The 20448-nt window shown below is 44.6% G+C and carries 22 protein-coding genes, 1 tRNA gene and 1 pseudogene; 18 read left to right on the top strand and 6 right to left on the bottom strand.

The annotated features are described in order from the left end of the window. The first annotated feature begins 436 nt into the window (after window positions 1-436). From QTN94_RS03690 to QTN94_RS03710, 5 genes and pseudogenes are all read left to right on the top strand, one after another. Window positions 437-1552: a porin gene (locus tag QTN94_RS03690; protein ID WP_331426914.1), complete on the top strand. Its 1116-nt coding sequence runs from the start codon at window positions 437-439 to the stop codon at window positions 1550-1552. A 67-nt stretch (window positions 1553-1619) separates the two neighbouring features. Next, window positions 1620-2258, top strand: a complete 639-nt coding sequence (locus QTN94_RS03695) for a DUF2057 family protein (RefSeq protein ID WP_331426916.1) — start codon at window positions 1620-1622, stop codon at window positions 2256-2258. Window positions 2259-2358: 100 nt separating this feature from the next. Next, window positions 2359-3786 (top strand): glutamate--tRNA ligase, encoded by a 1428-nt coding sequence (gltX, locus tag QTN94_RS03700; RefSeq protein ID WP_331426917.1) that lies wholly within the window; start codon window positions 2359-2361, stop codon window positions 3784-3786. A gap of 422 nt (window positions 3787-4208) precedes the next feature. Further along, window positions 4209-5180, top strand: coding sequence for an OmpA family protein (locus tag QTN94_RS03705; protein WP_331426918.1), 972 nt, complete (start codon window positions 4209-4211; stop codon window positions 5178-5180). Window positions 5181-5362: 182 nt separating this feature from the next. Next, window positions 5363-5738 (top strand): annotated as a pseudogene (locus tag QTN94_RS03710) (OmpA family protein); the annotation flags it as partial. An 87-nt stretch (window positions 5739-5825) separates the two neighbouring features. On the opposite strand, the gene QTN94_RS03715 reads toward QTN94_RS03710, so the two are convergent. The 3 genes from QTN94_RS03715 to QTN94_RS03725 all read right to left on the bottom strand — a co-directional run bounded on the left by QTN94_RS03715 (window position 5826) and on the right by QTN94_RS03725 (window position 7846). Next, window positions 5826-6332, bottom strand: a complete 507-nt coding sequence (locus tag QTN94_RS03715; RefSeq protein ID WP_331416054.1) for a Fe3+-citrate ABC transporter substrate-binding protein — start codon at window positions 6330-6332, stop codon at window positions 5826-5828. A gap of 251 nt (window positions 6333-6583) precedes the next feature. Further along, window positions 6584-6660, bottom strand: a tRNA-Arg gene (locus QTN94_RS03720). A 52-nt stretch (window positions 6661-6712) separates the two neighbouring features. Next, window positions 6713-7846, bottom strand: a complete 1134-nt coding sequence (locus QTN94_RS03725; RefSeq protein ID WP_138971537.1) for a flagellar assembly protein FlgT — start codon at window positions 7844-7846, stop codon at window positions 6713-6715. A 163-nt stretch (window positions 7847-8009) separates the two neighbouring features. Between QTN94_RS03725 and QTN94_RS03730 the strand changes: the two genes are divergently transcribed. Next, window positions 8010-8645, top strand: coding sequence for a FlgO family outer membrane protein (locus QTN94_RS03730; RefSeq protein ID WP_138971536.1), 636 nt, complete (start codon window positions 8010-8012; stop codon window positions 8643-8645). 8 nt (window positions 8646-8653) lie between these two features. Further along, window positions 8654-9085, top strand: a complete 432-nt coding sequence (flgP, locus tag QTN94_RS03735; protein ID WP_331426920.1) for a flagellar assembly lipoprotein FlgP — start codon at window positions 8654-8656, stop codon at window positions 9083-9085. Window positions 9086-9146: 61 nt separating this feature from the next. Here flgP and QTN94_RS03740 read toward each other — a convergent pair whose 3' ends face one another. From QTN94_RS03740 to flgA, 3 genes are all read right to left on the bottom strand, one after another. Next, on the bottom strand, window positions 9147-9572 hold the full coding sequence (locus tag QTN94_RS03740) for a flagella synthesis protein FlgN (protein WP_331426921.1): 426 nt from the start codon (window positions 9570-9572) through the stop codon (window positions 9147-9149). An 18-nt stretch (window positions 9573-9590) separates the two neighbouring features. Next, on the bottom strand, window positions 9591-9905 hold the full coding sequence (gene flgM / locus QTN94_RS03745; RefSeq protein ID WP_331426922.1) for a flagellar biosynthesis anti-sigma factor FlgM: 315 nt from the start codon (window positions 9903-9905) through the stop codon (window positions 9591-9593). 81 nt (window positions 9906-9986) lie between these two features. Then, window positions 9987-10733: a flagellar basal body P-ring formation chaperone FlgA gene (gene flgA / locus QTN94_RS03750; protein WP_331426923.1), complete on the bottom strand. Its 747-nt coding sequence runs from the start codon at window positions 10731-10733 to the stop codon at window positions 9987-9989. A gap of 77 nt (window positions 10734-10810) precedes the next feature. Between flgA and QTN94_RS03755 the strand changes: the two genes are divergently transcribed. The 11 genes from QTN94_RS03755 (at window position 10811) to flgJ (ending at window position 20349) form a co-directional block, all read left to right on the top strand. Next, entirely contained in the window at window positions 10811-11737 is a 927-nt protein-coding gene (locus QTN94_RS03755; RefSeq protein ID WP_331426924.1) for a chemotaxis protein CheV, read from the top strand. A gap of 12 nt (window positions 11738-11749) precedes the next feature. Then, the gene (locus QTN94_RS03760) at window positions 11750-12577 is read left to right on the top strand and encodes a protein-glutamate O-methyltransferase (protein ID WP_331426926.1); all 828 of its coding nucleotides are present in this window, start codon (window positions 11750-11752) and stop codon (window positions 12575-12577) included. 238 nt (window positions 12578-12815) lie between these two features. After that, the gene (gene flgB, locus QTN94_RS03765) at window positions 12816-13211 is read left to right on the top strand and encodes a flagellar basal body rod protein FlgB (protein WP_138971529.1); all 396 of its coding nucleotides are present in this window, start codon (window positions 12816-12818) and stop codon (window positions 13209-13211) included. A 4-nt stretch (window positions 13212-13215) separates the two neighbouring features. Next, window positions 13216-13632 carry a flagellar basal body rod protein FlgC gene (gene flgC / locus QTN94_RS03770; RefSeq protein ID WP_138971528.1) on the top strand — a complete coding sequence of 139 codons (417 nt, stop codon included), beginning with the start codon at window positions 13216-13218 and terminating at the stop codon, window positions 13630-13632. Window positions 13633-13649: 17 nt separating this feature from the next. Next, complete coding sequence (flgD, locus tag QTN94_RS03775) at window positions 13650-14363, top strand: flagellar hook assembly protein FlgD (protein WP_331416049.1); 714 nt, start codon at window positions 13650-13652, stop codon at window positions 14361-14363. A 39-nt stretch (window positions 14364-14402) separates the two neighbouring features. Then, complete coding sequence (gene flgE, locus QTN94_RS03780; protein WP_331416048.1) at window positions 14403-15707, top strand: flagellar hook protein FlgE; 1305 nt, start codon at window positions 14403-14405, stop codon at window positions 15705-15707. A 205-nt stretch (window positions 15708-15912) separates the two neighbouring features. Next, window positions 15913-16662, top strand: a complete 750-nt coding sequence (gene flgF / locus QTN94_RS03785) for a flagellar basal-body rod protein FlgF (protein ID WP_331426927.1) — start codon at window positions 15913-15915, stop codon at window positions 16660-16662. A 19-nt stretch (window positions 16663-16681) separates the two neighbouring features. Next, entirely contained in the window at window positions 16682-17470 is a 789-nt protein-coding gene (flgG, locus tag QTN94_RS03790) for a flagellar basal-body rod protein FlgG (RefSeq protein WP_331416047.1), read from the top strand. A 15-nt stretch (window positions 17471-17485) separates the two neighbouring features. Then, a complete protein-coding gene (flgH, locus tag QTN94_RS03795) occupies window positions 17486-18265 on the top strand; it encodes a flagellar basal body L-ring protein FlgH (RefSeq protein WP_331416046.1) in 780 nt (259 codons plus the stop codon). A gap of 67 nt (window positions 18266-18332) precedes the next feature. After that, window positions 18333-19424 carry a flagellar basal body P-ring protein FlgI gene (locus tag QTN94_RS03800; protein ID WP_331416045.1) on the top strand — a complete coding sequence of 364 codons (1092 nt, stop codon included), beginning with the start codon at window positions 18333-18335 and terminating at the stop codon, window positions 19422-19424. 10 nt (window positions 19425-19434) lie between these two features. Continuing rightward, window positions 19435-20349 carry a flagellar assembly peptidoglycan hydrolase FlgJ gene (gene flgJ / locus QTN94_RS03805; RefSeq protein ID WP_269378007.1) on the top strand — a complete coding sequence of 305 codons (915 nt, stop codon included), beginning with the start codon at window positions 19435-19437 and terminating at the stop codon, window positions 20347-20349. Window positions 20350-20448: the final 99 nt, after the last annotated feature.

Consider the following 20448-nt stretch of genomic DNA (forward strand, 5'->3'; position numbering starts at 1 on the left):
CGTAAACCTTACCGCAAGGGTAAGGTCAAGTATTTAAATAAAACGTCAAAATCACCGATTGCCGTGAATTAGTGGGCAGGAAGCATGCGAGGCAATTCAAACTTTTTATTTGGGAAATATAAAGTTCCGTAAATAGATAAAAAATCACAGTGATCTAGCCAGCAGATTTGGCGAACAAGCGCTCCATGTACGCAACGCGCAAGCAGTATTGACGTTTATGTTTATTGAGGTTTCTTTTTAAGTTGTTGATTTTAATTGGTTTGCTCAATTTTACAATTTTCTGATTTGAAGCTGGTCAGATTATCTTTTCATTCCTTTTGTGTCGCGAAAAAAGTTTGCCACCATGACCCCGTCCATAAATAGTTCCCTTCAAAACAACCAGTTAGTTTTGTGTGAGGGGAACAAGGAAAAATTCAAATAAATAGGGGTTAATCTTATGTCTCACTTTAAAAAGACTCTTCTTGGCGCAGCAATCGCCGCAACTACCATGGCCGCTGGTACTGCTAACGCGTATATGCTGGGCGATCCGAATGATGCAAACGTAGAAGTCTACGGTGTCGTCTCTATCTCTGCTGTAGACTACGGAGCATCGAAAGCGACAGGTCCAGATGATGGTTGGGCGCTTGAAAATGAAACTCGCATCGGTTTCCGCGCGGCTAAAGCAATGACAGATAACGTAACTGCGTTTGCTCAAGTTGAGTCAGGTTGGGTATTGGACTACGGTGCCGATTTAGGTAACCGCGATACTTTCGTCGGTCTGCGCGGCGATGATTGGGGTCAGGTTCGTTTTGGTCGTATGTTGACACCGTTATATGAACTTGTTGACTGGCCATACTCAGCATCTAACCTAGGTCGTACTTTTGACCGCGCATGGCGCAGCGGCGAACGTTACCACTTTGACCGTAAGAGCCAAATGGCACGCTACGATTCACCAATGTTTGGTGAGATGGTTAAATTCAGCCTAGCGGGTGGTAATGGTAGTGAAAACCACGAAGATTCTAACTTCTTCGGTGGTTCTATCACAGTGGCGCCAGCTGATATGCTAACGTTACATGCAGCGTTTGAAACGGCTAAAGGTACAGTATTTGAAAGTGCTACCGACAACGTGTTTGATACAAACAATGCAACACCAGGTAACCCTCTAGATATTAAAGAACTAGGGAAAGCGGCTTCTGTCGGTGATACGGATTCATACTTTGTAGGCTTCGAACTTCGTCCAATGGACAACTTTAATATCCTTGGTGCATACAAAACGGGTTCGTACGACTCAACTAACGGTGGTGGTGACTACGGTTACACCAAACGTGAAATCGACGCTTACTCGATTCAAGCGAACTACTTCTTTGGTAACGCAAACATTCGTGTTGGTTACGCAGACCAAAGTGGTAAGCAAGATGGCGTAGACAACAAAGATATGGATTCAACCTCTATCAGTGGTGAATTGGGTTACTCATTTAGTTCTGTATACACCTTTGTTCGTTTAACTCAACAAGATGACTCTTCGTACGATGATGACCTAATGGTTCGTATCGGTACTGAGTGGACATTCTAATAAATACATTATGACCCGGCGGACAGTTTGTCCGCCTTTTTCCGTTTGTAACCGTGAGGAAGAGAGAATGAAAAAAATCATTGCAGCGGCCATTGTGCTTTTGATGTGTAGTATGGCTCATGCTCAAGTGACGATTCACACCGATAGCCGAATAGAGATTCTAGCGGTAAATCAACAGCTCAATCAGATACCAAAAAAGGCTAAGGGGGATCTGAAAATAGCTAATGGTCACAATCAGATATTGCTACGAGTCACGGCAATGGTTGATGGCAATGGTGGCAAGAAGAAGTTTAACTCTCATCCAATGGTGGTCACATTTGACGCACAGAACGAAACTCTATTGTTTGAAACGCCTTTCGCGATTCGAGATCAGCGTGGGGTAAGTAAGTTTGAAAAGAGTCCAACAGTTAAAGTTACCAGTAATGGACAATCAGTGCAGATCGTGATGGATCAGATTGTGAATCAGTCTTTTGCGTTGATTCACGATTACGACGCGATGCTGAACGACTACAACTTGACTGGTGGTATTGCGGCGATATCTGTTACACCTTCTGAGCCAAACATTAAGACGAGTTCCGCGTCAGTGGCGTCTGTCAACGTGGATCAAAAAGTGCAATCGAAAGTGATCCAGCGTGATTTTCTCTCTATGACGTCATCAGAGCGCCAAGAGTTTATCTCTTGGGCGGTAAAACATATTAACGATTGATTGTAGATTTGCATATCGGTGCTAAAATAACGCGCAATTTTAGCACCATCGCACATATTGAAGGCGTGGTGCAGTCATTCAGACAATCAAGGTATTTTACATGACGGTTAAAACTCGTTTTGCTCCTAGCCCAACAGGCTACCTACACGTTGGTGGTGCGCGTACTGCACTTTACTCTTGGCTATACGCTAAAAACCAAGGTGGTGAATTCGTACTGCGTATTGAAGATACGGATCTTGAGCGTAACTCGCAAGAAGCAGTAGACGCGATTCTAGAAGGTATGAAATGGCTAGGTCTTGAGTGGAATGAGGGGCCTTACTTCCAAACTCAGCGTTTTGATCGTTACAACGAGATGGTTGATAAACTGCTGGCTGAAGACAAAGCATACAAGTGTTACGCATCTAAAGAGTTGCTAGATGAAATTCGTGCACAACAAGAAGCGAACAAAGAAATGCCTCGTTACGATGCTGAACACCCTAAGATTAAAGCAGCAAACGATGCAGCTAAAGATGGCGATCCATGCGTTATCCGTTTCCGTAACCCTAAGGAAGGCAGCGTGGTATTCGATGACCAAATTCGTGGTCGTATCGAAATTCGCAACAGCCAGATGGATGATCTAATTATTCGTCGTACTGACGGCTCACCAACATACAACTTCTGTGTTGTAGTTGATGACTGGGATATGGGCATTACTCATGTTGTTCGTGGTGAAGACCATATCAACAACACGCCTCGTCAAATCAATATCTATGAAGCATTAGGTGCACCAGTACCTACTTTTGCTCACTGTGCAATGATTCTTGGCGATGACGGTGCGAAACTGTCTAAGCGTCATGGCGCTGTTTCTGTAATGCAATATCGTGACATGGGTTACCTACCAGCAGCACTAAACAATTACCTTGTTCGTCTAGGCTGGTCTCACGGTGACCAAGAGATCTTCTCTGAAGAGGAAATGATTAACCTGTTCAGTCTAAACGCAGTATCTAAGTCAGCGTCTGCGTTCAACACAGATAAACTACAATGGTTGAACAACCACTACATTAAGACTTCAGAACCTGAGTATGTTGCAGAGCACCTACAATGGCATCTTGATGAGCAGAAATTAGATGTGACTAACGGTCCTGCTATTACTGAAGTAATCAAGCTTGTTGGTGAACGTTGCAATACGCTTGTTGAGCTAGCAGAACAGATTCGCTACTTCTATGAAGACTTCTCTGAATTTGAAGCGGGTGCGGCGAAAAAGCATCTACGTGGTGTAGCGAAAGAGCCACTAGAACTAGCACTAGCAAAAGCAGAAGCGTTAACAGAGTGGACGACGGAAAGCATTAAAGATGGTGTTATTGCCGCTGTTTGTGAAGAGCTTGAAATTGGTATGGGTAAAATTGGTATGCCACTACGTGTAGCGGTTACGGGTGGCGGTCAGTCTCCATCGGTAGATACAGTTATGGCTCTTATCGGTAAAGAGCGTTGTGTTGCTCGTATCAAAATGGCATTGGCATACATCGCAGAGCGCGAAGCCAACGCATAATGGTTATTGCCAGTTCGAAAACCGCAGCTCTACGCTGCGGTTTTTTTGTCTCTAGTAAAGACCAGAGCGAGAGAGTACTTACAATATATTTTCTCGTTATTGAGAATTTGTTTTTCGTTCCCTAGTTGGCTGAATTTTATTGGGTAAATTCATACATGCGCCAATCCCTTATCCTAACTAGCTTTACGTGGTTTCGTGCTTTTTTTCGGATTATTCCCTGACAGTTCGCTGACAAAATCCTACTTTGAATGTTGGGAAATGCGTATATAGTTCGCTTACGGATTTAGATGTTTATGCCGTGGGTATTGTTTTGGTCAAAATAAAATTATGAGTCGTATTCTGTTCCCATATGGGCTTTTTCTAAGGGGAAATGGAAATGTGCACTAAGGCTAAACAACTTTCAGATTTGAGGAATAAAAAACATGAAAAAATTAGCAGCGGTAATTTCAGCATCACTTCTTCTTGCATCTGCGCCTTCAATGGCAGAGCTTTATGTCGGTGGTAAAGTAGGTAAATCTTGGTTGGATGATGCATGTACAACAGCGACAGCAAACTGTGATGATGAAGCTTCAACAGCAGGTGCATTCATCGGTTACGAAATGTGGGACTTTCTATCAATCGAAGGTGGTTACGACTACCTAGGTAAGTTTACAACTGATGGTCTTAATGACGATAAAGTTGAAGCATTTACGCTAGCTCCAAAGTTAAACCTACCGATTACTGACGATATCTCACTTTACGGTAAATTTGGTGGTGCATACGTCAAATATGGCGACAAAGAAGATGCTTCATACATGGGGGCTGCGGGTATTGAATTTGACTCACATAAGAACGTGACTTTGCGAGTTGAATACCAAACCATTACTGATGCAAACAATGAGCTGGTTCGTGCAATGGGTAATAGTGCGACGCTAGGCGTAGTTTACAAGTTTGGTAGCAACGAAGAAGCTGCACCAGTTGTAGTAGAAGAAGAGATGGTTGAAGAAGTCGTTGAAGAGACTCCAGCAGAGCCTGTTGTTGAGACTAAGACGTTTGAGACTCAGCTACTAGGCACAGGTAGTTTTGAACTAAATAGTACAAAGCTAAACCAACAGAGCGCTTCTCAACTGGATGAGCTGGTAGAGTTCCTTAATACTTACCCACAAGCGAAAGTCGAAGTGATTGGTCACACTGATTCATCTGGTGCGGCTGAGTACAACCAAGTGGTATCAGAGAAGCGTGCAGAGTCTGTAGCGTCTACTCTTGAGCAAAAAGGTATTGATGCGTCTCGTATTACCGTTCGTGGTGAAGGTGAGAATAACCCAATTGCATCAAATGACACTCGTGAGGGTCGTCAGCAAAACCGCCGTGTTGAAGTGATCGTACCTAGCTTTGAGTACCAAGTTCAGCAGTAATAATTAAAATAACAACGTTAGTAATTGAGCCCCAACCCCATGGTTGGGGCTTTGTCTTATATATGAGAAAGAAAAAGCACCTATAATTCCATCGTTATATTGTTTGCATATCGATAGTTATTAGATGTGCAGTACTACCAATATGCTTATCAATAGGTTCCAGTTTAGAGAAATAAGTTGTTGTCACGCCTGTAGTTAAGACTTTCGAAATAAAACTGGTCGATTCAGGCAGTTTTGAGCTAAATAGCACTAAACTAAAACCAGAAAGCCAATCAACTCTTGATGAACTGGTGGCGTTTATGAACCAGTACCCGCAGTCTAATGTCGAAGTGACAGGCTACACCGATTCGACTGGCGTAGCCGCTTACAACCAAACTTTGTCTGAAAAACGAGCTCAATCTGTCGTGGATGTTTTGATCAATGAAGGGATTGAAAGTCGTCGTATCACAGTACGTGGTGAAGGGGAAAATAACCCAATCGCTTCGAACGAAACTCGCGAAGGTCGAGAACAAAATCGTCGCGTAGATTGTTGTACCAGCTTTTGAATACCAACAGTAATCTATTAAGACTGTATAGGTCGTTTGGTTAAAAGAGTGACTCTAAAAGAAAGGCCTTGTTGTATAACAAGGCCTTTTATTTTTTAAATTACTTAAGATCGATGCTATTCAATCGTCCCATAAACTCGAGAATTTCAAGGTTCTCTTTGTTTGCTTCTAACAGCGCTTTTTTCGTCTTTGTGTAGGCAGCTAAACGGCCATGTTTCTTTATTGAGCAAACGACACTTTTGTAAATTAGTTTGCCGTGCTCATCGTAGTTACGCCATGCCGCAATATAGCACTCATCTTTTGCCGCTGGATTTTCCTTTGTAGGCCGGGGTTTGAAAATTATCTTGGGTTCCAGAGAGTGAGGTAATCGCGTCATCAGGTAAGGATCTTTCAGTAACTTACGCCAAAACTTTCCCCACATTTTACTCCCCAGCTCATTGCGAAGCTTAATGGCTTTCTTCAGTCCTTTCTTTTCACCTATACGAATGTAGCCCACAGAGCGGTGAAGAACTTTGTCGTCCGGAGTGTGAATATGGATTTTATAGGCTGTTTTAGCTTTTGAGATGAAGCGGTGACCAGTGTTCGTCTCTAAGTTACTCTTTTTCATTCTTTCGCTATCGATAACTTTATTAATAACTATTTTAGATGATTGTATTCAAATGTTGAAGGTTTGTTTGTAAGGATGTACGGGTTTCTTATGCTGAAAACAAGGCTGAAATATGAGTGTAGTTTGAATAGCTTCAGCTTGAGTAAGGGAATTGTGTGAAACTTGTCAATTGAATCGACATTGAGACAAGGGCAATCTGCACACCGACAGAATGGGGCTAGTAGTTACTAACTTGCTAGCCCTTTTAAATATGGCGCTCCCGACAGGATTCGAACCTGTGACCTATCCCTTAGGAGGGGATCGCGCTATCCAGCTGTGCCACGGGAGCGTAACGCTATGATACTGATTTAAATCCAGAAGTTAAGCTCATTGTGGTGGTTTTACAACAGCTTGTGCATTACATCGCCAATCTGGATGCTGCCAGCAAGTTCCGCTTGATCGATGGTGAGTTCTGCTTCGTTCTCATAAACACGTGAGACCGTTAAAGTGATGTCTGTTTCGGTGACTTTGTTACGTGGAAGTCCGCGCTGGTCGATAAACGAACCGGTATGCCACAACTGCAATTTATCACCAGGTTCCACACCATGAATTCTACCGAGATCCATGGTAATGGTATTTCCCCATTTGGCGACCACTTCTGGAAGCGTGATTTTACATGACACTTCTGATTCTAAGTCGAGCATGATATTTCGGCTTACTCGAAGCATCATATCTCCGTAAGTAGAAGCCCAAAAACGAGCACTTTTGGTGTCAACTTGGCTGGTTTTAGCGAAAGGCCAGCGTGCGACTTCGCGATAGTTGCGGTTATAAACCTCATTACCTGTCTTACCATCGAATACCGTCATTTCCAGAGCAAACTGACGATTAATAATGTCGTCCTTAATCAGGTTTTGCTCTATGGTCGCGGTTAAATCCGTAATCACTCCGCCGATGATGTACTGTGCGCCAGTATCTTGGGCAATCATTTTAAGGCGTTCTGGGTACTTTTTACTGATTTCATAGTCAGTGGTGCCAACGGAGATAAAGTTGGCTGATTCCTGATCCAGTTGGCGGTTAATAACATTGGCAAAGTCATCACCCACATCATAAATTTGCCCCATGACTGCTTGGCTAGGAGAGGCAAGCGCAATGTTGCCAACCAAAAACGTCTTTTTGTACTGCTCAACGTGGCAACTGGTTGCCGATGGGTAAATGTCTACCCTTGCTCTGACAAACATCACTCCGCGACGTGTCTTTTGCTCTTCAACCAAGATGTAACGTACTTCACTATTCGTGAATTGGTACTCTTTGCGTTCACTTTCCAACAGCGGACGAAGGTTTGCAATGCTGCCTATATCCGCGCCAGAGAATCGGACGGCTTTGTAGAGCGCATCTTCCAACGCATGGATTCTAGCTACCTCTTCGGATGACACGACAGTGGCTGTGCCAGTCACTTCATACCAACCTGCCAACGCTGAATTAGCAATGAGGCTGATGAATACGGTTGAAAAGAGCTTCAGAAGCGATTTTTTCATGTTTATTTACCAAGTTGGTTCATTTTTTGCTTATTGAATCTTAGCTGATTTAGGCATTGCCTTTCTGAATAGGTGCATAATTAGAAAAGCAAGGAATGTTCCACTTTTAGAAGAGAGCTAAAAGAAACGACATTTTAGGCCTTAATGTATCGGAGATTAGAGAATGAAAAAATGGCTAACGCTAGTACCAGTGGTGTTTTTAACCGCTTGTGCCTATGCCCCAATATACAATGGTAAAGAACCTTATGCGGGTTCTCAGTTTATGCTGATGGAGAGTCCGCGTCATACTCTTGACTTCTTTGTGGAGAGTATGACCGAAGACTTGATGGTTTCTAACACCAGTGTTTCTGCACGGACACCTATTGCCGTCACATCATTTGTAGATCTACAAAATATGGATGCGACAAACTGGCTAGGTAATTCGGTATCAGAAGGTTTTATTCACCAGTTCCAGCGTCGTGGTTTTAAAGTTGTAGACTTTAAAACGACAGGCTCTATTCAAGTGACTCATCAGGGTGACTTTGCATTTAGCCGAGATTGGAAAGATCTGGCTCAAGAGCAAGATATCCAATATGTACTGACAGGGACAATGCTGCGCCAAGAGGGCGGTGTTATTGTGAACGCCCGTGTGGTAGGGATGCAATCTCGCGTTGTTGTCGCTACAGCTCAAGGCTTCTTACCTGCAGATCGAATTGGTCGAGATCTTGATACCCTTAATAGTATTCGTACTCAAGATGGTGTATTAATTCGCTCAGACCCAACGATTACCCAACCTTACACCGTGATTTTACGCCCGTAGGAGCCGAGATGAAAAAGATATTACTCCTTGCTGTCGTTCTCATAATGGTCGGTTGTCAGCCGTTAAGTAACATGCGTTCTGGTGACTGGTTAACGGCTGTTGGCTACGCCAGTATTAGCGAACAGAAAGGACGTAACGAGAAAGAGAAGCAAGTACGTGCGATGCGAGCTTCGAAGATCGATGCTTATCGTGAACTTGCTGAGCAGGTCTACGGCATGCGCGTGAGTGGTCGAGCTGATTTGCAAGACCAACGTCTAGGTACAGAGCTCACATCAGGGGCGGTAGATGGCGTTATCCGTGGCGCGGAAGTCGTCAGAAGTTACAAAGTCGGGGATAGTTATGTCACTGAACTGCGTCTTGATATCCAGAAAATGAACAAGCTGCGTGATTACGGCGAAGTTCAGCAAGTACCTGAAAAAAGGCAGCAAACTCTTTTCTAACTTACCCATTCTCTCTGATACAAAAAAAGCGGCAATCATTGCCGCTTTTTATTGAATGCTTTTAGGCTTTGATATTTGTGCCCAAAGTGGTGATATTTTTGGTTTGTCCTTCAGATGTATAAGTCATACCAAGTTTCCCTTGTGACTGTTTCATCAGATTGTTGAGTTTGTTAAAACTCAGTTGGGCACGCTGGAGAGCTTGACCATTAATATCGTTAGCTTGTTGGCATTGGCTAATAAGCGCTCTTATCTGTTCTACCAGAGGGCTCAACTCTGGGTTGGTGGTAAGAGTCTCTACTTCAGGGTGGCGACGAATACGATCATCAGTCGTTTGAAGTTGCTCAATAAGCGTAATCTTTTGTTTGGCAATCTGTTCAATATCTTTGGATAGTCGATTAGCGATAGCGTGCTTTTCCAACACAAGGACTTCACTCAGTTCTTGTGCATTTTTAAATTGGAATTCAACTAGTCCTTGCAGTGCTGCCATTTACAGATATCTCTTGGTTTAGAATCCGCCCAATTCTTTTTCGAACTTCATCATGTTATCAGCAAGTTTTTCAGGATCAACTGAGTAGGAGCCATTCGCGATAGCCTCTTTAATTGCCGCAACCTTTGCTTTGTCGAAACTAGGTTGGCTGACCATTTGATTGTGCATTTCTCCCACCGCTTTTCCTTGTGAGCTAAGTGAAACTGCATCTTGCGTGACAGACGACTTCTTTGCGGATTCAGAACCGCTCGTTTGAGTGCTGTCGTTACGTACAGAGTGCCTCGTCGATGTAGAAAGAGGTTGCCCTGAACGAATATTATCAATACCTGCCATATGTTGAGCCTTTTACGAATTAGAACTTGTACTGTCAATATCGACTACTAGGGTAAGAACTTTAGCTTTTTTTCTAACCAGTTAAAAAATTACCGTCACTTCCGAAATTCCAGATACACGCCCTTCAATTATACGGTTGGATTTACTATTTTTCACTCTAATCTGTTCACCATGTGAGCCATCCGTTAGAGCGACGCCTTTTGTTGTGATGGTCATACCGGATTTCACCGCTTTTATTGTCACGGTTTCATTGCGGCAGACTACACAAATATCTTGTTCTTCAAGAATTTCTCCAGCACGGAGATTTTTTTTGGCTTTTGCGCCAATAACAGCATCAACTGAGGAAAAGCCTTGCCGCCTAAAGCGTTGCAAGTCTACCATATTAATAGCGACATCTTGCCCAGAGATCAGTTGCCCACGAGAAAGTGCGGTGGTCAGCACGACTTGTGGTCCAGTACGAACTAATCTTACAGGTACATAGACTCGCCAACTGTCATCAGGACATTCGACGAGCACAGTGATGTTACTTGCACTAGGATTGGTAGAGGAGGAGGAAGTCTCTAACGGGGCGGGGCAGTCAGTAGCGAATATTCGGCTATCAACGCTAGCAGCGGTCGCCTGTAAGGTACCACCAGTAGGCCACTCAATTGTGGACAAAATGTACTCTTCGGCTGCTTGCTGAATCTGCGCAATTTGGTTTTCTGTTGCGGATGTCGCTGAAAAACTAAAGAAAAAGAATAAAAAGCCGATAGACTTACAAAACTTTTTATAGAAAGCTCTACAATTAGTTATGGAAAATGAGCACAAGTGTGATTTAGGATATGTCATTTTGTTTCTCTGGTTTTTCATGGCCTACAGTAGACTACCACTTTTTTAGCATGAAAGTTTGAGATGGAGATGAGCTTATGACGGGTATTCTTGATTCTGTGAATCAGCGTACGCAACTCGTCGGTCAAAACCGATTAGAACTCCTAACCTTTCGCCTAATGGGGCGTCAGCGTTATGGAATAAACGTATTTAAAGTAAAAGAGGTTCTCCAGTGTCCTAAACTTACTTCAATGCCAAACTTGCACCCTTTAGTGAAAGGGGTTGCCCATATTCGTGGCCATACAGTTTCAGTCATTGATTTAAGTTTAGCTATTGGTGGCCGTCCGACAATGGACGTTGAAAAAGCGTTTGTTGTAATTGCAGAGTTTAACCGAACAATTCAGGCTTTCTTAGTTACTTCAGTCGAGCGCATTATTAATATGCACTGGGAGGCGATTTTGCCGCCACCAGAAGGAGCAGGCAAAGCGAACTACCTGACGGCTGTAACGAATATCGATAATGAGTTAGTAGAAATTCTCGATGTAGAAAAAATACTGGCAGAGATTGCGCCTGTTGATGAAACGATGGACGCATCCATTGGTGAAGAAATTGCGCAGGCGGAAACGGAAAAAGAAATTGTACGTCGTATACTTATTGCTGACGACTCTACCGTGGCACGTAAGCAAGTTGAGCGTGCAATTACTTCCTTAGGTTTCGACGTCGTTGCTGTGAAAGATGGCAAAGAGGCTTATGAAAAGCTTGTGGAAATGGCATCTGAAGGCAGTATTTATGATCAGATATCTCTGGTTATCTCTGATATCGAGATGCCAGAAATGGACGGTTATACATTGACTGCGGAAGTACGCCGTAATCCTGATCTAAAAGATCTTTATGTTATTCTTCACTCATCACTTAGTGGTGTATTTAACCAAGCAATGGTTGAACGAGTTGGGGCAAACGCATTTATTGCCAAATTTAACCCCGATGAGCTTGGTAATGCGGTGAAAACTGCACTTACAAAATAAAAAGAGAAGTTAATGACAGCAATAACTATAAGCGATCAAGAATATCGTGATTTCAGCCGTTTCTTAGAGTTACAATGCGGTATTGTTCTTGGGGACAGTAAGCAGTATCTGGTAAGAAGCCGACTAAGCCCACTTGTCACCAAGTTCAAGCTGGCTTCGTTGTCTGATTTGCTGAGAGACGTAGTGACGGGACGCAATCGTGAGTTGCGTGTTGCTGCTGTTGATGCGATGACGACAAATGAGACGCTTTGGTTTCGAGATACCTATCCGTTCGAAGTACTGGCGAACAAGTTGTTGCCAGAAGTCGCGGCAAATAAAAGACCAATTAAGATTTGGTCTGCTGCGAGTTCATCAGGTCAAGAGCCTTATTCAATGGCGATGACCATCATAGAGACCCAGCAACGCAAACCAGGCATGTTGCCTAGCGTTGCGATTACCGCAACGGATATCTCTGCAAGCATGCTTGATATGTGTCGAGCAGGCGTGTATGACAACCTAGCGTTGGGGAGAGGACTTTCTCCAGAGCGCCGTCGCACTTTCTTTGAAGATGCGGGCGATGGTCGAATGAAGGTTAAAGATAACGTTAAGCGTCTGGTTAACTTTAGACCGCAAAACTTAATGGATAGCTACGCTTTGCTCGGTAAGTTTGACATTATTTTTTGCCGCAACGTATTGATTTACTTCTCACCGGAAATGAAGTCTCAAGTGCTTAATCAAATGGCTAACAGTTTAAATCCAGGTGGTTATCTGCTGCTCGGGGCATCAGAGTCGTTAACCGGATTAACGGATCGATTTGAGATGGTCAGATGTAATCCAGGAATTATCTACAAGCTTAAATAGTTAAGCGTTGTTTTATTAAGCCCAGCCATAGTGCTGGGCTTTTTTGTACGACGGCAAAAGTTACCTGTATACTTTTGATTGAGTAATTCCAAAATCTCACCTAGCTGCGAACAACATGTAAAGTTGGCGTGGTTATTGCTCAGTAAAAAATGAAGTAACAGTGGAACGACTTTAAAAGTTGGTACGCTAATTGCTTTATATTTAATAGTAACGGTCAGTTCTTTGAGTAGAGGTCAACATGGCTATTTCTTTTGACAACGCATTAGGTATCCACCAGCACACGGTGGGCGTACGTGAGCGCAATGCTGAGGTGATCTCCACCAACATTGCTCAATCGAACACACCTGGCTTTAAATCAAAAGGGATGGATTTCCAGAAGGCATTGCAGGCGGCAACCTCGGGGGCAAGCATTGGTCTTAGCCGTACCGATGGTCGGCACATACCTGCCTCTACTCAAGTGACAGGGGAAGTAATGTATCGTCTTCCAACACAACCTGACACCGGTGATGGCAACACGGTTGATGTGGATTTAGAGCGTAACTTGTTTATGCAAAACCAAATCAGACACCAAGCATCACTCGACTTCTTAGGAAGTAAATTCAAGAACTTAACGAAAGCAATTAAAGGGGAATAGATAGATGAGCTTATTTAACGTATTCAATGTAACTGGTTCTGCCATGAGCGCTGAATCCGTTCGTCTAAATACTACCTCGAGTAATTTGGCTAACGCGGACAGTATCTCTAGCTCTGCAAAAGATACTTATAAGGCGCGTCATGCTGTGTTTGGTGCTGAGTTAAGTAAGGCAAAGTATGGCCGCGACCATACCGTGCCGGTGAAAGTGATGGGTATTATAGAAAGCGATAAACCGCTTACCGCGGAGTACAACCCTGATCACCCACTCGCAAATGATGAGGGCTATATCTACAAGCCTAATGTCAATGTGATGGAAGAAATGGCAAACATGATTTCTGCTTCACGTTCTTACCAAACGAACGTTCAATTAGCAGATGCAAGCAAACAAATGCTGCTGCGTACGCTGCAGATGGGTCAATAGGGATAAGGAGGTAACGTATGGCCGGAGGCATTAATAATAATGTTGGTCAAAGCGGCTTGTCCTATATCGATCAGCTTAAACAGCTTCAGGACAAGAATAAGCCGAACGAGACAACAGGTAAGCAGGAACTTAAGCAAGAAGACTTCTTATCTTTGCTCACCAAGCAACTTGCCCAGCAAGACCCGTTTAAGCCGGTCAGTAATGACCAGATGATTGCACAAATGGCGTCATTCGCGACGGTAGATGGTATCGGGAAGATGAACAATCAGTTTGAAACACTGAACACTTCGATGACATCAAACCAAGCGCTACAGGCGTCCTCTTTAGTAGGGCGTGACGTCTTGGTCCCTGGTGCTGCTGGCGTGAAAAACGATAACGGCAGTATGGCTGCTATGATCAAACTTCCTCAAGCCGTCGATAACTTGATGGTGAGAATAGAAGATCAAATGGGGCAGCTAGTTCGTACCTTCGATGTCGGTTCAAAGCCAGGTGGCGATAACCGAGTTGTATGGGACGGCAAAGATCAAAACGGTAACCCATTGCCGGCTGGCAAATACAAGGTGAAAGCCTCGGGCTTGCTAGATGGGAAAGCTAAAGAGTTTGAGGTTTCGACCTATGCAAACGTCAATAGCGTCCTGTTAGGTAAAGGCGATGGTAACGTACTACTCAATCTGGCTGGCTTTGAGTCGCCAGTTCGACTTGCTGAAGTACTAGAAGTTGGCAAAGCGTAACTCTCAAGTAGATATGCTAGCTAGATAGGAGATTTTGGAATGTCATATGTTGCACTAAGCGGTTTATCCGCAGCTCAGTTAGATCTGAATACCACCAGTAACAACATTGCGAACGCAAACACGTACGGCTTTAAAGAGTCACGTGCAGAGTTTGGCGATGTATACTCAAATTCACTCTTTACTCATGCGAAAACCACGCCTGGGCAAGGTGTTCAAGCGGCGCAGGTTGCTCAGCAGTTCCACGAAGGTTCAAGTATTTATACGAACAATCCGATGGACTTGCGAGTGTCCGGTACAGGGTTCTTTGCTGTCGCTAAAGATAGACTCACACCAACCTCCAATGAGTTAACTCGAAATGGGGCATTCCACCTCAATAAAGATAACTACATGGTAACGGCCAATGATGAGTTCTTACTTGGCTACCAAGTTAACCCGGACACCGGTGATGTGCTCTCTTATGAGCCATCTCCTATCAACATACCAAAAGAGTTCGGTAAACCAAAACAAACGTCGAATATTGAAGTCGGTGTTAACCTACCTGCAAATGGCGACCTCAAAGATCCGACGCTGTTTGACTATACCGATCCAGAAACCTACAACCGTTCTACGTCATCAACGATTTATGACTCTATGGGGCAGTCGTACAAGATGACGACGTATTACCTCAAAGATCAAAATCAGCCTAATACGTGGCAAACTTACTACACTGTCACCGACAGTGCGGGTGAGAAACCGATAAATATTGTAGGTGGTGATGCTACGAGCCCTACCGGGCACATCGGTCATACTATGCGTTTTAACAACGACGGTACACTGGCAAGCTTGAACAATGGACAAAACATTGTATCTGAACCATTAGGTGCGGGAGCAAACCCAGTCGACCTCAACGGTGCCGATATCAATCAAACTCTGTCGTTCGGGCTTGATGGTGCAACTCAGTTTGCCGCACCATTTGAGTTAACTAGGTTTGATGAAGATGGGGCGACTACCGGCTTCTTGACCAAAGTTGACATCGATGAAAATGGCAGCGTTCTTGGAACCTACTCAAATGGTGAATCGAACACTCTGGGCCGTGTTGCCTTGGTACGTGTTGCAAATGAGCAGGGTCTAGACAAGAAAGGTGGTACGCAATGGGATGCAACTCAGATGTCGGGCGCGAAAGTCTGGGGTGAGTCGAACAAAGGTTCATTTGGTTCCATTAACAGTGGTGTCCTTGAACAATCTAACATCGATATGACGCAAGAACTTGTCGACTTGATCTCTGCGCAGCGTAACTTCCAAGCGAACTCTCGTTCACTTGAAGTTCATAACCAAACGCAACAAAACATCCTACAGATTCGTTAATCTCTATTTAGCGATACTCGCAATCATCTGTTTAGCAAGCTGGTGGCAATCATCAGCTTGCTATTGTTGCCGCAACAGGCAATGCACTCCTCTTACTCCTTTCTATTTTTGCCGCTTTCATTTTAGTTTATTGATAATAAAGGAAAATTAATATTGGCACATAAGTTGCTTTCATTGATCTGAATTGTGATTTTTGGAGCAAATTATGGATCGTGCACTGTTTCTAGCGATGAGCGGAGCCAAGCAGAATATGCAAGCGCTACAGCTTAGAGCAAACAACTTGGCGAACGTCAGTACTACGGGCTTTCGTGCTGATTTGGCGCAAGCTCGTTCAATGCAAGCATATGGCGATGGTTTACCAAGTCGCGTCTTTAGCATGACTGAACGTCCGGGACATAATTTTCAACAAGGTAGCGTGATCACGACAGGACGAGATCTCGACGTTACCATCCAAGGTCAAGGCTGGATGTCGGTTCTCGATAAAACCGGCAAAGAAGGCCTAACACGCGATGGCAACTTAAAAGTTGACGTTAACGGTATGTTGGTGAGTGGCAACGGTAATCTTGTTCTTGGTGAAGCAGGTGCGCCAATTACTCTGCCAATTCCAGTCAGCAAAATTGAAATCGGCAACGATGGCACCATCTCGGTTGTTCCTCAAGGAGCTCCGGCAGATGCAATAGAAATCGTTGATCGAATCAAGCTCACTAGCACCAATAATCAATCACTATTCAAAGATGTAAACGGCTTGTTCCGTGCAAAAGATCCTAATGCGGCATACGAAGCGGATACCGGTGTAAAACTGCTCACAGGCGCAATTGAAGGCAGCAACGTCAATGCAATTGGCGAGATGACTAGCCTGATTGACTTGCAACGTCAGTTTGAAATGCAAGTGAAAATGATGAGCACCGCAGAAGATATGGACAAAGCGTCTGACTCTCTGCTTCGTATGAGCTAACAAATTTTAGGAGAAGGTTATGCATCCGGCACTATGGGTAAGTAAGACTGGGTTAGACGCTCAGCAAACCAATATTTCAACAATTTCAAACAACTTGGCTAACGCATCAACGGTAGGTTACAAAAAGAGCCGCGCCGTTTTTGAAGACTTGTTCTACCAGAACATCAATCAGCCAGGTGGTCAGTCATCGCAAAATACAGAACTGCCAAGCGGCCTGATGTTAGGCGCGGGTTCTAAAGTAGTGGCGACGCAAAAAGTTCACACTCAGGGTAACACTCAAACAACGAACAACAGTCTCGATATGATGATTGAGGGTGATGGTTTCTTCCAGATCCTGATGCCAGATGGCAACATCGGTTATACACGTAACGGGCAGTTCACGGTCAATGATGAAGGCGTTATTGTCACCTCTGGTGCGGGTTACGCCCTAGAGCCAGAAATTGCCATCCCTGAGGACGCGATTAGTGTCACGATCGGTACCGACGGTGAAGTATCAGTTCGCGTGCGAGGCCAGCAAGATAACCAAGTGATTGGCCAGATCGCGACGGTAGATTTCGTCAACCCAGGTGGTTTAGAACCTATTGGTCAAAACTTATACCTACCGACAGGTGCGAGTGGTGATCCACAAGAAGGTGTTCCTGGTTTCGACGGTTTCGGTGAAGTAAGACAGTCAATGTTGGAAACATCAAACGTCAACGTGACGGAAGAGCTGGTCAATATGATCGAAGCTCAGCGTGTTTATGAAATGAATTCCAAAGTCATCTCTGCGGTAGACAAGATGATGAGCTTTGTTAATCAGCAGCTTTAATTTAGGGATAGGGCAATGAATCGATTACTCGCACTTTTCGCTCTTACAGTTGTTTCAGGCTGTACTATGCTTGAGCCACCGATTGAAACTCCTGATGTCGTTCAAGGAACCACAACCGTTGACGCGGTCGAAGGGGACAAATCGGATGACGAAAGCGCAGGCGTTATCGATACCTTGCGCGGTCGAGCTGACCCTGTTGCGGGGGATCCTGCATGGGCACCGATACATCCGACACATCGTCCTGAGCATTATGCGGCGGAAACGGGATCGCTGTTTAACATGGCTCAAACTACCAGCCTATATGACGATTCCAAACCACGCGGTATCGGCGACATCATCACGGTTACGTTAGATGAAAGCACTAAAGCGGCAAAAAGCTCTGACGCAGATCTATCTAAAAACAATGATGCGTCGATGGATCCACTAGAAGTGGGTGGTCAGCAACTTAACATTGGTGACTACAACTTTTCGTACAATTTAAGCAACGACAATAAATTCAGTGGCAGTGCCGCGGCAAATCAAAGTAACAGCATTTCTGGTTCAATTACAGTTGAAGTGATTGAAGTACTGGCGAACGGCAACTTGGTCATACGTGGTGAGAAGTGGTTGACACTTAATACTGGCGATGAATATATCCGACTCAGCGGAACGATTCGTCCTGATGATATTGATTACGACAACACTATTGCGTCAAACCGCATATCAAACGCAAGAATTCAGTACTCAGGTACAGGAACACAGCAAGATATGCAAGAGCCAGGTTTCTTGGCACGATTCTTTAATGTATCTCTCTAAATCCATCTGATGCCGCATTTTTGGCACGACAGTAAAGATGGCAAAGAGTTAGAGTAAAGGTATGGTCATGAAAAAGTTGTTTCTCCTATTTACAAGCTTGTTGGTCCTCGCGGCTTCAGCGCAAGCAGCACGCATCAAAGACGTTGCTCAGGTCGCTGGTGTTCGTAGCAACCAACTGGTCGGTTATGGTCTGGTTACAGGTCTGCCAGGTACTGGAGAATCCACTCCCTTTACCGATCAGAGCTTTAACGCCATGTTGCAGAACTTTGGTATTCAGATGCCACCAGGTACGAAACCGAAAAGTAAAAACGTGGCTGCCGTTATCGTTACCGCTGAACTGCCTGCATTTTCTAAGCAAGGACAAACCATTGACGTGACGGTCTCTTCAATTGGATCGGCAAAAAGCTTACGTGGCGGTACGTTAATGCAGACGATGCTAAAGGGTCTCGACGGGCAAATTTATGCCGTTGCCCAAGGCAATTTGGTCGTGAGCGGTTTTAGTGCCTCGGGGGCGGATGGGTCGAAAATTGTTGGGAATAATCCAGCAGCAGGTATGATTTCAAACGGCGCGATGGTCGAACGTGAAATACCAACGCCATTTAGCCGCGGCGACTACATTACCTTTAACTTGCTTGAATCAGATTTTACAACTGCACAGCGTATGGCTGATGCGGTAAATAACTTCCTCGGTCCTCAAACGGCATCGGCGGTCGATGCAACTTCCGTCAAAGTCCGTGCACCTCGTGATGTTACACAACGCGTTGCTTACCTATCTGCGATTGAGAACATTGAGTTTGACCCAGCAGACGGCTCCGCAAAAATCATTGTTAACTCGCGCACTGGCACTATCGTGGTTGGTAAGCACGTACGACTTAAACCTGCGGCAGTCACACATGGCGGCATGACAGTGGCGATTAAAGAAAACCTCAATGTTAGCCAACCTAATGCTTTTGGTGGTGGTGAGACCGTTGTGGTACCGGATACTGACATTGAAGTCACTGAAGAGCAGGGCAAGATGTTTAAGTTTGAGCCAGGTCTGACGCTCGATGATCTCGTTCGCGCGGTGAACGAAGTTGGCGCTGCACCTTCGGATTTAATGGCAATCCTTCAAGCACTCAAACAAGCGGGTGCAATCGAAGGCCAACTCATTGTTATCTAAGGAGTAGAACATGATTAACAACGGTAATGACATCGGTTTTATTCATGATATCGCTAACCTAGATAAACTGCGTAAGAAAGCGGTTGAAGGTGATGAGGGGAGTGAAAAAGAAGCGCTGGCTGCTGCCGCGAAACAGTTCGAAGCTATCTTCACTAACATGCTATTTAAGTCAATGCGTGACGCTAACTCCACATTTGAGTCTGGCTTGATGGATAGCCAAAACCAACAATTCTATCGTCAGATGATGGATGAGCAGATGGCGAGTGAATTGAGTGCATCAGGTTCTCTGGGCTTAGCCGATATGATTGTCGCTCAGCTGACTTCCGGTAAGGTTGAAAACCAGAACGCCAACGCACGCAACGCTGATTTTGAGACAATGATGGAAAGAGTCGATCGTATCCGTCAACAGCAAGCGAATACCGCTTCAGCGCCAACCGCAGTTTCTGCAACTAAAGAGCCTTCTCGATTTGACTCGCCTGAGTCGTTTGTCGCATCAATGAAGCCTTACGCAGAGAAAGCAGCTCGTGCATTAGGTATTGATTCTTCATTGCTGCTTGCTCAAGCCGCACTTGAAACCGGCTGGGGCCAAAAGGTTGTGAACAACGCGGCCGGCAGCAGTAATAACCTGTTCAATATTAAAGCTGACCGTAGCTGGTCAGGTGACCGTGTTGCGACACAAACTCTTGAGTACCATCAAGGGGTGCCAGTCAAAGAACACGCAGCATTTCGCTCTTATCAAAGTTATGAAGAGAGCTTTAACGACTATGTTCGTTTTCTCAATCAAAACCCTCGTTACACCACTGCACTTCGTCATGGTGGAAACAATGAAGAGTTTATCCGTGGCATTCATCAAGCTGGCTACGCGACTGATCCTCGTTACGCCGATAAGGTGCTAAGCGTTAAGGCGCGGATTGATCAGATGTAACTCGAGGGCTGCGCCGATGGAGAACCAGAACGCTTCGCTCCGAGAATCGAGAACGGACTTCGTCCATCGAGAGGAGCTGGTGGTGAGTGAGTCGAAAGT

This window comes from Vibrio sp. M250220, from assembly GCF_036533795.1.
Taxonomy (GTDB): domain Bacteria; phylum Pseudomonadota; class Gammaproteobacteria; order Enterobacterales; family Vibrionaceae; genus Vibrio.

Excerpts from the sequence above, each read along its gene's own strand:
- QTN94_RS03690 (WP_331426914.1), top strand. The coding sequence starts at position 437 with ATGTCTCACTTTAAAAAGACTCTTCTTGGCGCAGCAATCGCCGCAACT.
- QTN94_RS03695 (WP_331426916.1), top strand. The coding sequence starts at position 1,620 with ATGAAAAAAATCATTGCAGCGGCCATTGTGCTTTTGATGTGTAGTATG.
- gltX (WP_331426917.1), top strand. The coding sequence starts at position 2,359 with ATGACGGTTAAAACTCGTTTTGCTCCTAGCCCAACAGGCTACCTACAC.
- QTN94_RS03705 (WP_331426918.1), top strand. The coding sequence starts at position 4,209 with ATGAAAAAATTAGCAGCGGTAATTTCAGCATCACTTCTTCTTGCATCT.
- QTN94_RS03715 (WP_331416054.1), bottom strand. The coding sequence starts at position 6,332 with ATGAAAAAGAGTAACTTAGAGACGAACACTGGTCACCGCTTCATCTCA.
- QTN94_RS03725 (WP_138971537.1), bottom strand. The coding sequence starts at position 7,846 with ATGAAAAAATCGCTTCTGAAGCTCTTTTCAACCGTATTCATCAGCCTC.
- QTN94_RS03730 (WP_138971536.1), top strand. The coding sequence starts at position 8,010 with ATGAAAAAATGGCTAACGCTAGTACCAGTGGTGTTTTTAACCGCTTGT.
- flgP (WP_331426920.1), top strand. The coding sequence starts at position 8,654 with ATGAAAAAGATATTACTCCTTGCTGTCGTTCTCATAATGGTCGGTTGT.
- QTN94_RS03740 (WP_331426921.1), bottom strand. The coding sequence starts at position 9,572 with ATGGCAGCACTGCAAGGACTAGTTGAATTCCAATTTAAAAATGCACAA.
- flgM (WP_331426922.1), bottom strand. The coding sequence starts at position 9,905 with ATGGCAGGTATTGATAATATTCGTTCAGGGCAACCTCTTTCTACATCG.
- flgA (WP_331426923.1), bottom strand. The coding sequence starts at position 10,733 with ATGACATATCCTAAATCACACTTGTGCTCATTTTCCATAACTAATTGT.
- QTN94_RS03755 (WP_331426924.1), top strand. The coding sequence starts at position 10,811 with ATGACGGGTATTCTTGATTCTGTGAATCAGCGTACGCAACTCGTCGGT.
- QTN94_RS03760 (WP_331426926.1), top strand. The coding sequence starts at position 11,750 with ATGACAGCAATAACTATAAGCGATCAAGAATATCGTGATTTCAGCCGT.
- flgB (WP_138971529.1), top strand. The coding sequence starts at position 12,816 with ATGGCTATTTCTTTTGACAACGCATTAGGTATCCACCAGCACACGGTG.
- flgC (WP_138971528.1), top strand. The coding sequence starts at position 13,216 with ATGAGCTTATTTAACGTATTCAATGTAACTGGTTCTGCCATGAGCGCT.
- flgD (WP_331416049.1), top strand. The coding sequence starts at position 13,650 with ATGGCCGGAGGCATTAATAATAATGTTGGTCAAAGCGGCTTGTCCTAT.
- flgE (WP_331416048.1), top strand. The coding sequence starts at position 14,403 with ATGTCATATGTTGCACTAAGCGGTTTATCCGCAGCTCAGTTAGATCTG.
- flgF (WP_331426927.1), top strand. The coding sequence starts at position 15,913 with ATGGATCGTGCACTGTTTCTAGCGATGAGCGGAGCCAAGCAGAATATG.
- flgG (WP_331416047.1), top strand. The coding sequence starts at position 16,682 with ATGCATCCGGCACTATGGGTAAGTAAGACTGGGTTAGACGCTCAGCAA.
- flgH (WP_331416046.1), top strand. The coding sequence starts at position 17,486 with ATGAATCGATTACTCGCACTTTTCGCTCTTACAGTTGTTTCAGGCTGT.
- QTN94_RS03800 (WP_331416045.1), top strand. The coding sequence starts at position 18,333 with ATGAAAAAGTTGTTTCTCCTATTTACAAGCTTGTTGGTCCTCGCGGCT.
- flgJ (WP_269378007.1), top strand. The coding sequence starts at position 19,435 with ATGATTAACAACGGTAATGACATCGGTTTTATTCATGATATCGCTAAC.